At 73.3% G+C, this 13,500-nt stretch carries 13 protein-coding genes; 9 read left to right on the forward strand and 4 right to left on the reverse strand.

Going from position 1 to position 13,500, the window contains the following annotated elements; all coding sequences use genetic code 11:
• Nucleotides 1-48 precede the first annotated feature (48 nt).
• From HBO46_RS02925 to HBO46_RS02950, 6 genes are all read left to right on the forward strand, one after another.
• Nucleotides 49-819, forward strand: coding sequence for a PASTA domain-containing protein (locus HBO46_RS02925; RefSeq protein ID WP_166136986.1), 771 nt, complete (start codon nt 49-51; stop codon nt 817-819).
• A gap of 117 nt (nt 820-936) precedes the next feature.
• Nucleotides 937-2,160 carry a helix-turn-helix domain-containing protein gene (locus tag HBO46_RS02930; protein WP_166136983.1) on the forward strand — a complete coding sequence of 408 codons (1,224 nt, stop codon included), beginning with the start codon at nt 937-939 and terminating at the stop codon, nt 2,158-2,160.
• Nucleotides 2,161-2,302: 142 nt separating this feature from the next.
• On the forward strand, nt 2,303-2,806 hold the full coding sequence (locus HBO46_RS02935) for a (2Fe-2S)-binding protein (RefSeq protein WP_166136980.1): 504 nt from the start codon (nt 2,303-2,305) through the stop codon (nt 2,804-2,806).
• Entirely contained in the window at nt 2,803-5,301 is a 2,499-nt protein-coding gene (locus HBO46_RS02940) for a xanthine dehydrogenase family protein molybdopterin-binding subunit (RefSeq protein WP_166136977.1), read from the forward strand. Before HBO46_RS02935 ends, HBO46_RS02940 begins: the two co-directional genes overlap by 4 nt.
• Nucleotides 5,298-6,152: an FAD binding domain-containing protein gene (locus tag HBO46_RS02945; protein WP_166136974.1), complete on the forward strand. Its 855-nt coding sequence runs from the start codon at nt 5,298-5,300 to the stop codon at nt 6,150-6,152. Before HBO46_RS02940 ends, HBO46_RS02945 begins: the two co-directional genes overlap by 4 nt.
• A gap of 4 nt (nt 6,153-6,156) precedes the next feature.
• Complete coding sequence (locus HBO46_RS02950) at nt 6,157-6,921, forward strand: SRPBCC family protein (protein WP_166136971.1); 765 nt, start codon at nt 6,157-6,159, stop codon at nt 6,919-6,921.
• A gap of 11 nt (nt 6,922-6,932) precedes the next feature.
• Here HBO46_RS02950 and HBO46_RS02955 read toward each other — a convergent pair whose 3' ends face one another.
• Genes HBO46_RS02955 through HBO46_RS02965 form a run of 3 tightly spaced genes read right to left on the reverse strand, consistent with a single transcriptional unit; the run spans nt 6,933 to nt 8,901 of the window.
• Nucleotides 6,933-7,310 (reverse strand): LapA family protein, encoded by a 378-nt coding sequence (locus tag HBO46_RS02955; RefSeq protein ID WP_166136968.1) that lies wholly within the window; start codon nt 7,308-7,310, stop codon nt 6,933-6,935.
• A gap of 48 nt (nt 7,311-7,358) precedes the next feature.
• Nucleotides 7,359-8,234, reverse strand: a complete 876-nt coding sequence (locus HBO46_RS02960; protein WP_166136965.1) for an aldo/keto reductase — start codon at nt 8,232-8,234, stop codon at nt 7,359-7,361.
• A 49-nt stretch (nt 8,235-8,283) separates the two neighbouring features.
• Nucleotides 8,284-8,901, reverse strand: a complete 618-nt coding sequence (locus tag HBO46_RS02965; protein WP_166136963.1) for an alpha-ketoglutarate-dependent dioxygenase AlkB — start codon at nt 8,899-8,901, stop codon at nt 8,284-8,286.
• 104 nt (nt 8,902-9,005) lie between these two features.
• On the opposite strand from HBO46_RS02965, the gene HBO46_RS02970 reads away from it, so the two are divergent.
• From HBO46_RS02970 to HBO46_RS02980, 3 genes are all read left to right on the forward strand, one after another.
• Nucleotides 9,006-9,773 carry an ABC transporter ATP-binding protein gene (locus HBO46_RS02970; RefSeq protein WP_166136960.1) on the forward strand — a complete coding sequence of 256 codons (768 nt, stop codon included), beginning with the start codon at nt 9,006-9,008 and terminating at the stop codon, nt 9,771-9,773.
• The gene (locus tag HBO46_RS02975) at nt 9,770-12,325 is read left to right on the forward strand and encodes an ABC transporter permease (RefSeq protein WP_166136957.1); all 2,556 of its coding nucleotides are present in this window, start codon (nt 9,770-9,772) and stop codon (nt 12,323-12,325) included. Before HBO46_RS02970 ends, HBO46_RS02975 begins: the two co-directional genes overlap by 4 nt.
• A 67-nt stretch (nt 12,326-12,392) precedes the next feature.
• Nucleotides 12,393-13,112 (forward strand): GntR family transcriptional regulator, encoded by a 720-nt coding sequence (locus HBO46_RS02980; protein WP_224769351.1) that lies wholly within the window; start codon nt 12,393-12,395, stop codon nt 13,110-13,112.
• A gap of 10 nt (nt 13,113-13,122) precedes the next feature.
• On the opposite strand, the gene HBO46_RS02985 is transcribed toward HBO46_RS02980, so the two are convergent.
• On the reverse strand, nt 13,123-13,470 hold the full coding sequence (locus HBO46_RS02985) for a hypothetical protein (protein WP_166136954.1): 348 nt from the start codon (nt 13,468-13,470) through the stop codon (nt 13,123-13,125).
• Nucleotides 13,471-13,500 lie beyond the last annotated feature (30 nt).

The raw sequence follows: 13,500 nt of genomic DNA on the forward strand, positions 1-13,500 counted from the left end.
CCGTCGCCTCGTCGTACCGGGGAACAGCCCCCTGGCCGAGGAGCATCGATGGAGCACGACGGCGACTTCGCAGCCGCACGACGTCCGGTCCGACGCGCGTTCGTCGCCGCGCTCGTCGCCGGGGTCATCGGCGCCTCCCTGCTGGTCGGCTGCGGCGGGGACGCCGACCCTGCAACCGGTGACGTCGAGGGCATGCGGGCCGTGGGCGTCGGAGGGGCCGCCATCGCCGTACCCAGCGACTGGCGCAGCAACCACGTCTCGTGCGGCACCCCGCTCAGCGACACCTACTACTCACCGGTCTCTCGGGACTGCAAGGCGGGAACGAGCCCCGTGGTGTCGTCGGTCGCGATGACCACCGAACCAGAGGACCTGGCCGCTTCCGACGCGCTCAGCCCCGCCGGTGAGATCCGCGGCCACGAGATCAGGGTGAGTGCGGCGGTCTGCTTCCAGTCCGACCCCGGGGTCTGCGCCCAGACCTTCGCCGTTCCGGACCTCGACGCCTACTTCCACGTCACCGTCCGGTCCGACGACGGCGGCGAGGAGCTGGTGCGGACGATCCGGGAGTCGCTGCGGTTGCTGGAGCCGGACCAGCGGGTCGTTCCGTTCTTCGACGAGTACGAGAGCGAGACCCAGATAGTGAGCGCGCTGGAAGCGGCCGGGCTCGCCGTCCAGATCGACCGCACGACCTGCCCGCCCACGGCACGGTGCGGGCCTGGTGTCACGCGCATGGACCCGCCGTCCGGATCCGTGGTCCCGGCCGGCAGCAGCATCGTGGTCAGGGTCGTGGAGCCGTCGAGCACTCGTGAGCTGCGGGGATAGCAGTCGGTCCGTGCGCCGGACGCCGGTCGTGGTCGGCGGCCGCCGCCTCTCGGTACGACGGGCCTGAGCCTCGGCGAACCACTGTGACGCCGATCACCACGGTGCTAGCGTCCCCGCATGGTGGGGACCGACCTGGTGGCGCGCAGGCAGGACGCGGTGCGTGCCTGGCTGAGCTTCGTCGAGCGGGGTGACGAGGCAGCGCCGCGGGTGCGTCCGGAGATCCTCTCCAGCTGGACCCGCTCGCGGGCGGCGCTGGCTCCCGACCTGGCCGAGGCGCCGCTGGCCGACGAGTCGGAGACCGCCGCGTCCTGGCGCGACTCCCCGCTGCAGGTGGCGGTGGAGCGGGTGGAGGAGGAGCTGCGGCGTACCGCTGCCGACGGCGACCTGGTGGTCGCGGTGACCGACCCCGAGACCCGGATCCTGTGGACCTACGGCGGGCGGGTGATGCGGCGCAAGGCCGAGTCGGTGAACTTCGTGCCCGGTGGCCGGTGGGACGACCGCTCGGTCGGCACCAATGCCCTCGACCTGGCCAACCGCACGGCGGCGCCGGCGATGGTCTTCAGTGCCGAGCACTACGCGCCGATCGTGCACAACTGGGTGTGCTGGGCCGCGCCGCTGCACGACCCGGTCACCGGCGCCCACCTGGGCGTGCTCGACCTGTCGACGACCTGGGACCGCACCCACCCGATCGGTCTCGCGACCGCGCGGGTGCTGGCCCGCCTGATCGAGACCGCGCTGCCGCGTTCGGGCACGGGTGGCCCCGAGCAGACCCACGACCCCGGCCTGGTGATGACGCTGCTCGGCACCGCCGAGTCCCGCCTCGACGGGCAGCGGCTGCTGCTCAACCGGCGCCAGACCGAGATCCTCGCGCTGCTCGCGATCCACCCCGAGGGGCTCACGCTGGAGCAGCTGCACGCGCTGGTCTACGGCGACCAGGCGGTGACGTTCTCGACGCTCAAGGCCGAGGTCTCCCACCTGCGCGCCGCGCTCGGCGGCCAGCTCTCCTCCCGGCCCTACCGGCTGCTGATGCCGGTGGCCACCGACGTGGACCACGTGCTTTCCCTGCTGCGCCGCGGCCGGGTCGCCGACGCCGTCGAGGCGTACGGCGGCGACCTGCTGCCCGGCACGAACTCCCCGGCGCTGTGCGAGCTGGGGGAGTACGTCGCGGTCGCGCTGCGCGAGGCGCTGCTCGCCGACCCGGACCCCGACGCGGTGGTGCGCTACGGCGAGCACGCGCCGTACGACGCGGAGGTGCTGGAGGTCTGCCTGCGCTCGCTCGTCGGCCGCGCGCACCCCGCCGTACCGCTGCTGAAGGGACGGCTCGCGGTCGCCCGCGGCTGACCGAGGCGCCGGCGTCGTCGTTGTCGTCCGTGCGCCGACTCGCGCAACCACGAGCCCCGACTCGGCGGTCCAACCTTCAGCCAACCGGTCGGCCGTAGCGTGAGCGGCGTCACACGTCCGCTGCCCCTGCCCAGGAGGGCCCATGACCCGGATCAGCCTCACCGTCGACGGCGCGAAGGTGGCCGACGACGTCGAACCCCGGATGCTGCTCGTGCAGTACCTCCGCGAACGCCTCGGGAAGACCGGCACCGTCATCGGGTGCGACACCAGCAACTGCGGCGCCTGCACGGTGCACCTCGACGGCACCAGCGTGAAGTCGTGCAACGTGCTCGCGGTGCAGGCCGACGGGGCCGAGGTGACCACGATCGAGGGGCTCGCGCGCGGCGGTGAGCTGCACCCCGTGCAGGAGTCGTTCCGCGAGTGCCACGGCCTCCAGTGCGGGTTCTGCACCCCGGGGATGATCATGCAGAGCGTCGCCCTGCTGGCCGAGAACCCGCGCCCCAGCGAGGAGGAGATCCGCCTCGGCCTCGAGGGCAACCTGTGCCGCTGCACCGGCTACCACAACATCGTCCGCGCCGTGCAGCACGCCGCGGACTCGATGGACACCCCCGCCGCCCCGGCGGCCACGACGGGAGGCGTGTCGTGACCGCCACCGAGACCCGCCCCGAGCAGGCCGAGCGCGAGATCGGCAAGGAGCGCCGCCGCAAGGAGGACCAGCGCCTGATCACCGGGCGCACCCGCTGGACCGACAACATCGTGCTCCCCGGGATGCTCCACCTCGCGATGGTGCGCAGCCCGTTCGCGCACGCCCGGATCCTCAGCGTCGACACCGAGGCGGCGCGCGCCGCGACCAACGTCGTCGACGTGCTCAGCGGCGCCGACCTCGCCGAGACCCAGGGCGTGCTGATCAACGCCTGGCCGATCACCCCGGACCAGAAGACCCCCACCCACCTGCCGGTCGCGATCGACCGGGTCGCCTTCGCCGGCGAGATCGTCGCGGTCGTGGTGGCCCGCAGCGCCGCGGAGGCGCGCGACGCCGCCGAGCTCGTCGACGTGGAGTACGACGTGCTGCCGCCCGCCCTCGACCTCAAGGAGGCGGCCGCGGCCGACGAGACCAACGGCGGCCCGCTCGCACACCCCGACCTCGGCACCAACAAGTCGGCGTACTGGGTCTTCGACTCCGCCGAGGCCGGCACCGGCGGCGACGTCGAGGAGGCGATCCGCCAGGCGCGCACCGACGGCATCGTGCTGGAGCGCGAGTACCGCCAGCAGCGGCTGATCCCGGCGTTCATGGAGCCCCGCTCGACGGTCGTCGACCCGACGGGGGAGCAGCTGACCGTGTGGTCGGCGACCCAGATCCCGCACATCCTGCGCTTCGCGCTGGCCGCGACGACGGGCATCCCGGAGTCCAAGCTGCGGGTGATCGCCCCCGACGTCGGCGGTGGCTTCGGCGGCAAGCTGCAGACCACCCCGGAGGAGTGGATCACCGTCGCGGTGGCCCGCCGGCTCTCGCGGCCGGTGAAGTACACCGAGACCCGCAGCGAGTCCCTGATGGCCGGGCACCACGGCCGCGACCAGTGGCAGAAGCTCACCCTGGCCGCCACCAAGGACGGCACGGTCACCGGCCTCAAGGTCGAGCTCCTCGCCGACCTCGGCGCCTACGTCTCGCTCGTCGGCGGAGGCGTACCGGTGCTCGGGGCGTTCATGTTCAACGCGATCTACAAGTTCCCCGCCTACCACTTCGCGGTGCAGACGGTGCTCACCAACAAGACCTGGACCGACGCCTACCGCGGCGCCGGGCGCCCGGAGGCGACGTTCGCGATCGAGCGGTTGATGGACGAGCTCGCCGCCGAGGTGGGCGTGGACCCGCTGGCGGTGCGCGAGCAGAACTGGATCAAGCACGAGGAGTTCCCGTTCACCACGGTGGCCGGGCTGGAGTACGACTCCGGCAACTACGAGGCGGCCACCGCGCGGGCCAAGGAGCTCTTCGGCTACGACGAGCTGCGCGCCGAGCAGCAGCGCCGCCGCGACTCCGGCGACCCGGTGCAGCTCGGCATCGGCGTCTCGACGTTCACCGAGATGTGCGGCCTGGCCCCCTCCCGGGTGCTCGGCTCCCTCGACTACGGCGCCGGCGGCTGGGAGCACGCGAGCGTGCGGATGCTGGCCACCGGCACGGTCGAGGTGGTCACCGGCGCCAGCGCCCACGGGCAGGGCCACGAGACGGCGTTCAGCCAGATCGTCGCCGACCGGCTCGGGGTGCCGTTCGAGGACGTCGAGGTGCTGCACGGCGACACCGCGATCGCCCACAAGGGCCTGGACACCTACGGCTCGCGCTCCCTCGTCGTCGGCGGCGAGGCGCTGGTCAAGGCGGCGGACAAGGTCATCGAGAAGGCCCGCCCGATCGCCGCCCACCTGCTCGAGGCCTCGGCCGACGACCTGGAGTTCAGCGGCGGCCGTTTCGCGGTCCGCGGCACCGATCAGGGGATGGCGATCACCGAGATTGCCAGCGCGGTCTTCGCCGCCCACAACCTGCCCGACGGCGTCGAGCCGAGCCTCGACTCCGACGCGACGTTCGACCCGGTGAACTTCAACTACCCGCACGGCACCCACCTGTGCGCGATGGAGGTCGACACCGAGACCGGGGCGCTGAAGATGCGCAAGTACGTCTGCGTCGACGACATCGGCAACGTCATCAACCCGCTCATCGTGGCCGGACAGGTGCACGGCGGCCTGGTCCAGGGCATCGCCCAGGCGCTGTGGGAGGAGGCGGTGTACGACGAGTCCGGGACGCTGGTCTCGGGCTCGTTCGTGGACTACCTGCTGCCGACGGCCGCCGACACGATCAGCTTCGAGGTCGACCACACGACCACCCCGGCGCTGACCAACACCCTCGGCACCAAGGGCGTCGGCGAGGCCGGCACCATCGCCTCGACCCCCGCCGTGGTCAACGCCGTCGTCGACGCGCTGCGCCCCTTCGGCATCCACGACATCGCGATGCCGTGCACCCCCGAGCGCGTGTGGCGCGCGATCCAGGGGACCGACAAGGGGGGCAGCACCACCGGTGCCGCCGCTCCGCACTTCGACGCCTCGACCGGCATGGAGGGCACCGTGGACCGCACGACCGGAGGGACCGACGCATGATCCCCGCACAGTTCGACTACCTGGCCCCGACCACCGTCGAGGAGGCCGTCGCCGCGCTCGCCGAGCACGGTGACGAGGCGAAGGTGCTGGCCGGCGGCCAGTCGCTGCTCCCGGTGCTGCGGATGCGGCTCAACGCCCCCGAGGTGGTGATCGACCTGCGCAGGATCACCGCGCTGCGCGGGATCCGCGAGGACGGCGACGACCTCGTCGTCGGCGCGATGACCCCGCACTCGGTGGTCGCCTCCGACCCGCTCATGGCCCGGCACGCGGCGCTGGTCCCGGCCGCGATCGAGCACCTCGCCGACGCACAGGTCCGTCACCGCGGCACCTTCGGCGGGGCGCTGGCGCACGCGGACCCGGCCGGTGACCTGGGTGCCCCGGTGCTCGCCCTCGGGGCCACCTTCGTGGCCGTCGGGCCGACCGGACGGCGCACGATCCCGGCCGACGACTTCTTCGTCGACCTCTTCGAGACCGCGCTGGCCGAGGACGAGATCCTCACCGAGGTGCGGATCCCGCGTCGTACCGGCTGGGGCGCGCACTACGAGAAGTTCGTGCGCGTGGCCCACCAGTGGCCGATCGTCGCGGTCGCCGCGACCGTCCGCGCCGAGGGCGGCACCATCGCCGAGGCCCGGGTCGGGCTGACCAACATGGGCAGCACCCCGCTGCGCGCCCGCGCGGTGGAGGAGGCGCTGGTCGGTCAGCCCGCCACCGAGGAGGCGGTACGCCGCGCCGCGGAGCGAGCGGCCGACGGGGCGAACCCGCCCTCGGACCTCAACGGCGACGCCGACTACCGGCGCCACCTCGCCACGGTGCTCACCCGGCGAGCCGTCCTGAGCGCGGCGGGGGCCTGAGGCCGTGGAGCTGACCCACCGCTTCACCGTCCACACCTCCGTCGAGGAGACCTGGAGCCACTTCAACGACATCGCCTCCGTGGCCGAGTGCTTCCCGGGCGCCACGATCTCCTCGGCGGAGGGAGACGGCTTCGCGGGCTCGGTGAAGGTCAAGCTCGGGCCGATCGCGCTGGTCTACAACGGGTCCGGCAGGTTCGTGGAGAAGGACGAGGCGGCGCACCGGTTCGTCGTCGAGGCCAAGGGCAAGGACAAGCGGGGCAACGGCACCGCCGGTGCCACCGTCTCGGTGTCCATGCGCGCGTCGGGCGACGCCGGCGACGCCACCGACGTGGAGGTCCTCACCGACCTCGCGATCACCGGCAAGCCGGCGCAGTTCGGGCGGGGGGTCATGCAGGACGTCTCCGACAAGCTGCTCGGGCAGTTCGTGGCGTGCCTGGAGCAGCGGCTCACCGGACCGGCGGAGGCTGCGGCGGATGCGCAGGCGCAGGAGTCGTCGGCGGAGGCGTCCCCGTCCCCGTCCCCGGAGCCGGCCGCCGCGGTGCCACCGGCCACGCCTCGGGAGACTGCCCCGGACCGGGCGGTCGCCCCAGCGCCCGCGACCCCGCGGGCATCGACCCCCGAGCCCGCCACGGGCCCGATCGACGACGGCGCGCTCGACCTGGGCGCCGCGGTCGTGCCCGCACTCGTGAAGGCCTACGGCAAGCAGGTCGCCGCGGCCCTCGTCGTACTCCTCGTGCTGCGCTGGCTGCTGGGTCGCCGCCGGTCCTGATCGGCGAGAGGTCAGCGGCGTTCGCGCTTGACCCGGCGGCGCACCTGGAGCATCCGCAGGGAGGCGGCCACGATCACGATCACCATGCCGGTCACGGCGGCGGCGAGCAGGGACACCGCGAGCGGCGCGCGGCCCTCCCAGCCGAGGAACGCCACCTGCACGTCCTGGGTGTTCTGCACGATGAAGATCAGCAGCAGGATCAGCAGTGCCGCGATCGCGATCAGCGCCACCCAGACCCCGCTGGTCCGGGAGCCGCGCAGTGGGTCCGCGGCGGGCGCCGTGGACTTCGAGGACCGCTTGCCGGGCTTCGCTTCCGGCGGCGTGGTCGGCTGGCTGGTCGGGGGCGCCGGCTGCTGCTCGGGGGCCGGGGTGTTGCTGGACTCGGTCATACCCTGCAGGTTCCCCGCGGAGGGGTGGAGGAATCCCGTGCGGAGTGCTCAGGCGAGGGCGGCCAGCTGCTGCTGCTCCTCGGGGGTCAGCTCGATGCCGGCCGCGGCCACGTTGGACTCCAGGTGTGCGACCCGCGAGGTGCCCGGGATCGGCAGCATCACCGGCGAGCGGTGCAGGAGCCAGGCGAGCGCCAGCTGCGCGGGCGTGGCGCCCCGCTCGCGTGCCGCCGCGGCGAGCGGGCTGTCCTCGGCGGAGAGCCGACCGGTCGCCAGCGGGAACCACGGGATGAACGCGATGCCCTGCTCGGTGCAGTGGTCCAGCAGCGCCTCGGCGTCGCGGTGGGCGAGGTTGTAGAGGTTCTGCACCGACACGATGGGCGCCACCCGGCGCGCGGCCTCGAGCTCCTCGACGCCGACCTCGGAGAGGCCGAGGTGGCGCACCTTGCCCTCCTCCTGCAGCGCCCGGAGCTCGCCGACCTGGTCCTCGAGCGGGACGCTCGGGTCGATGCGGTGCAGCTGGAACAGGTCGATGCGGTCGGTCCCGAGACGGCGCAGGCTGGTCTCGCACTGCTGGCGCAGGTACTCCGGGCGCCCGCACGGCACCCACACGTCGGGCCCGGTGCGCAGCAGCCCGGCCTTGGTCGCCACCACCACGTCGTCGCGGTACGGCGCCAGCGCCTCGCGGATGATCTCCTCGGAGTAGAACGGCCCGTAGGAGTCGGCGGTGTCGATGAAGGTCACGCCCAGCTCGACGGCCCGGCGTACGACGCGGACCGCCTCGTCGTGGTCGCGCGGCGGCCCCCAGACCCCGGGGCCGGTGAGCTGCATCGCGCCGTACCCGAGACGGACGACCGGCAGGTCGCCGCCGAGCGCGAAGGTGCCCGAGGCGGTGGCGGGCGAGGACGAGGAGGTCGTGGTGCTCATGGGCCCCAGCCAACCGGACCACGCAAGCCCGGCCAGGTCTGGGCCGGGCTCAGAAGACGTTGTGCGGGCGGTACTGCACCGAGATCCGCGGGCCGGCGTGGGCGACCTTGGGTACGGCGTGCTCCCAGGTGCGCTGGCAGCTGCCGCCCATCACGAGCAGGTCGCCGTGGCCCATCTCCACCGACAGCGAGCCGCCGCCACCGCCGCGCGGTCGCAGCGCGAGGCGGCGGGGGTCGCCGAGCGACACGATGGCGACCATCGTGTCGGTGGTCCGGCCACGCCCGATGTTGTCGCCGTGCCAGGCCACGCTGTCGCGCCCGTCGCGGTAGTAGCAGCACCCGGCGGTCCGGAACGGCTCGCCCAGCTCGGGGCGGTAGTGCGCGCTGAGGGCGGCGCGGGCCTCGACGAGCACCGGGTGGGGAAGCGGGTCGTCGGCCAGATAGGTGTGCAGCAGGCGGGGCACCGCCACCACCCGGTCGTACATCTGGCGCTCCTCGGCTCGCCAGGGCACGTCGCGCACGAGGGTCTCGAAGACCTCGTCGGCGGCCGGCACCCAGGAGCGGAGCACGTCGATCCAGGCGCCGCGACCCAGCAGGCGGCGCTCGATGCCGTCGAAGGAGCCCACCCCGGCCGGGGGTGCCCCGAAGAGCGTTCCCTGGAAGTCCATGTCTCCACCATAGGTCACGCTCTCGAACGGATGTTCGACGTTGGGCCCGGCGTGGCGGGAGAAAGGGGCTGGCGCGCCGGCGCCGGACGCGGAATGGTTTCGCCATGAGCCATACCGCGACCCCGCCGTCGGGGCAGCCGGAGCATGCCGAGCGGCCCCCAGCGGCGCGGGTGCGCCACCTGACCAAGACGTACGGCGAGGGCCAGGCCCTCGTGCGGGCCCTCGACGACGTGAGCCTCGACATCGAGGCCGGCCGGTTCACGGCGGTGATGGGGCCGAGCGGGTCCGGGAAGTCCACGCTCATGCACTGCTGCGCGGCCCTCGACCGGCCCGACTCCGGCAGCGTGCTCATCGGGGAGGAGGACCTGACCCAGCTGCGCGACAAGGCGCTCACCCGGCTTCGCCGCGACTCGATCGGGTTCGTCTTCCAGTCCTTCAACCTGGTTCCGACCCTGGACGCCCGGGAGAACATCGTGCTGCCGCTGGCCATCGCCGGGCGTCGCCCGGACGCCGAGTGGTTCGACCACGTCATCGACACCGTCGGGCTGCGCGACCGGCTCAGCCACCGCCCCAACGAGCTGTCCGGAGGCCAGCAGCAGCGCGTCGCGGTCGCCCGGGCGCTGGTCAGCCGTCCGCGGATCGTGTTCGCCGATGAGCCGACCGGCAACCTCGACTCGCGCTCGGGTGCGGAGATCCTCCAGCTGCTGCGCCAGAGCGCGGACGAGGGCCAGACGATCGTGATGGTGACCCACGACCCGATCGCCGCGGCGTACACCGACCGCGTGGTGTTCCTCGCCGACGGCCGGGTGGTCGAGGAGCTGCGGCAGCCGACCCGCGAGTCGGTCCTCGAGGTGCTGGCCGGGTCGGCGTGATCCGCGCGGCGCTGCGCAGCCTGCTCGCCCGCAAGGTGCGGCTGCTCATGAGCACGTTCGCGATCGTGCTGGGCGTGGCCTTCGTCGCGGGGACCCTGATGTTCTCCGACATGCTCAACCGCAGCTTCACCGCGCTCTTCGACGCCACCGTCGGCGACGTGGTCGTCGAGCCGGAGGGCGCACAGACCGCCGACGGCTTCCTGTCCACCAACACGGTGCCGGCCGACGTGGTCGAGCGGCTGGCCGCGCTGCCCGGCGCCGCCCGCGCCGACGGTCAGGTCGAGGCCGACGGCGTGTACGTCGTGGACACCGACGGCAAGCTCGTGGGCGGGTTCGGCCCGCCCGGGCTGGGCGGCAGCTGGAACGACGCGCCCGCGGCCGGCGGGCTCGAGGGGCTGGCCATCCTCGAGGGCGAGGAGCCCCGCGGGGACGACGAGGTGGTGCTCGACGAGCAGACGGCCGAGAAATCCGGCTACGACCTCGGCGACCGGGTGGAGATCACCACCGGCGGCGACACCAGCACCCTGGACCCGGTGCTGGTCGGCATCGCCGGGTTCCCCGAGGGCGGCTCGCTCAGCGGCGCCACCCTCGCGCTCTTCGACACCCGCACCGCCCAGCAGCTCTTCCTCGACGGCCAGGACGCCTACACCGAGGTCTGGGTGACCGCGCGCGACGGGGTCTCCCAGCAGGAGCTCGCCGACCAGGCGGCCGAGGTGCTGCCCGCCGGGATCCACGCGGTGACCGGTGAGGACGCCGCCGACGAGGCCGCGAGCGACCTGCTGGAGGCGGTCTCGTTCCTGACCACCTTCCTGCTCATCTTCGCGGGCATCGCGCTGGTGGTCGGCTCGTTCCTGATCGTCAACACCTTCTCGATCCTGGTCGCGCAGCGCAGCCGCGAGCTGGCCCTGCTGCGCGCGCTGGGCGCCTCGCGCGGGCAGGTGGTGCGCTCGGTGCTGCTCGAGGCACTGATCCTGGGTGTCGTCGGGGCGACCCTCGGCCTGGGGCTGGGGGTGCTCCTCGCGCGTGGGATCGCCGCGGTCGTGGGCCGCTTCGGGCTCGACCTCAGCGGCCAGGACCTGGTGCTGGCCCCGCGCACCGTGCTCGCGGCGTACGCCGTCGGGATCGTGGTGACGGTGGTCGCGGCGTACTTCCCCGCACGGCGCACCGGCCGGATCGCGCCGGTCCAGGCGCTGCGCGACGACGTGGCGCTCCCGGAGACCTCGCTGCGGCGCCGCTTCGGGTTCGGGCTGGCGCTGGTCGCCGTCGGGGCGCTCGCGATGCTGGCGGGCCTCGGCTTCCTCGACGCCCTCGTCGACGTCCCGCGGGACGGGTGGGTGCTGGGTGCGGGCGTGCTCGCCGTGCTGCTCGGCGTGAGTGCCGCCAGCCCGGTGCTCGGGCGGCCGCTGCTGGACCTGGCCCGCGCGGTCCTGGCCCGGGTCTTCGGCTTCGTCGGGCTGCTGTCGGGTCAGAACGCGCTGCGCAACCCGCGGCGTACGACGGCGACCGCCTCGGCGCTGATGATCGGGCTCACCCTGGCCTGCACGATGGCGATCATCGGCGACTCGGCCAAGGCGAGCGTCGACCGCGCCATCGAGGAGAGCTTCGTCGGGGACTTCGTGGTCAGCAGCCTCTTCGGGGCGCCGTTCTCACCCGACGTGGCCGCGGAGATGCGCACCGTGCCCGGGGTGCAGCGGGTGGTCCGCGAGCGCTTCGGGGCCGGGCTGCGCGACGGCTCGCAGGTCGCGCTGGCGGCGACCGACCGCGGCGAGATCGACTCCTTGGAGCTGGTGGTGGCCCGCGGCGAGCTGACGCTTCGCGACGGGTCGATCCTGGTGCAGGAGTCCTGGGCCGACGACCAGGGCGTCGACGTCGGCGACGAGCTGGACCTGCAGGTGCCCACCGGGGACGTCACCTGGCGGGTGGCCGGGACCTTCGAGGACAACCCGGTCGTCTTCGCGCCGGTCCTGACCAGCGTCGAGGACCTGGTCGCGGCTGGCTTCCAGGACCGCGACAACGCGTTGATCGTCTTCGGTGCGCCCGGGACCGACGTCGGGGTCCTCCAGCAGCGCCTGGACGACGTGGTCGCCGACCAGCCCGCGGTGACCGTCAAGGACCAGGCCGCGTTCGCCGCCGAGCAGCGCGAGCCGATCGACAACCTGGTGCTGACGATCTTCGCCCTGCTCGGGCTGGCGCTGGTGATCGCGGTGCTGGGCATCGTCAACACCCTCGCCCTGTCGGTCATCGAGCGGACCCGGGAGATCGGGCTGCTGCGCGCCATCGGGCTGTCCCGCGCCCAGCTGCGCCGGATGGTGACCTTGGAGTCGGTGGTGATCTCGCTGCTCGGGGCGGTGCTCGGCGTGGTGCTGGGAGTGGTCTTCGGGGTGGCGTTGATGCGGGCGCTGCGCGACGAGGGCCTGGAGGTGATCAGCGTGCCGGTCGGGCAGCTCGCGGTGTTCCTGGCGCTGGCCATCGTGGTCGGGGTGCTCGCCGCCGTGCTGCCGGCGCGCCGGGCCGCCCGCCTGGACGTGCTCACCGCGATCGCGACCGATTGAGGGATTTCGTATATGAAATCACTCAATCGGGTGACGGCCGCCGCGAGCGGACCCTAATGTCGGACCCGTGGAGCTCACCGTGCAGACCGATGGACGCAGCCTCAAGCACGTGCAGGTGCGTGAGTATGTGAGGTCCCTCGTCGCGGGCGCCGAGCCGGGCACCCCCGCCCCCTCCGAGCGCGAGCTCGTGCATCTCTTCGGGGTGGCGCGGATGACCGTGCGCCAGGCGATGGACGCACTCGTGGTCGAGGGACTGCTGGAGCGGGTCCCCGGACGCGGCACCTTCGTGGCCCGCCCGCGCCGCGCCGCCAGCCAGATCCTCGGCTACACCGAGGAGATGACGCGCCGTGGCCTGCAGCCGGAGTCGCAGACCCTCCTCGCCCGGCGCGAGCAGGCCGGCCCGGGAGTCGCCCGCGCGCTCGCGATCACCGAGGGCGACGCCGTGCTCCACTGGCGCCGGCTGCGGCGCGCCGACGGCGGCCCGATGTGCATCGAGGATGCCTACCTCAACGAGGTCCTGCTGCCCGGCTTCCTGCAGTCCGGCATGCCCACGAGCCTGTACGACGCGCTCGGCGCGCGTGGCCTGCGCCCGACCTGGGCCGAGGACGCCGTGACCGCGGACCTCGCCAGCGCGGACGAGGCGGCGCTGCTCGAGATCGCCGAGGGCGCCGCCGTGCTCCGGCACTCGCGTCGCGCGCTCGTCGGCGAGACGGTCGTGGAGGTCTCGCGCACCGTGCACCGCGCGGACCGCTACACCCTCTACGTGCAGCTGGGCCAGGACGACTGAGCCCGGCGGCTCACCCGAGCTGACCGAGCGCGGCGACCGGCTCCCCGGTCTCCTCGCAGACCCACAGCGGGTCCGGCCCGCCGAGGTCGGGCTGGATGTACAGCGCGTGCTGCGGCACGTCGTCGCCGCACTCGAGGCAGACCGGCCAGCGCCCCTCGGTCTCCAGGAGCGCGTCCTGGACGTCCTGGGCAACCAGCCCCGCGACGTACACCTGGCCCTCGGGCCACTGCTCGGCCCACCAGGTGCGGGCGGAGACGGCGTCCTCGAGGGCACTCACCGCTCCGGGGGTCGCGCGCTGTCGTGCCTGGAGATCGGCGAGCACCCGGGCCCTGGCATCGAAGAGCACTGCGTTGTCCACACCCCCATTGTGCGACCGTTTCAAGGGCGG

This window comes from Nocardioides ochotonae (genome assembly GCF_011420305.2).
In the GTDB taxonomy this organism is placed as follows: Bacteria; Actinomycetota; Actinomycetes; order Propionibacteriales; family Nocardioidaceae; genus Nocardioides; species Nocardioides ochotonae.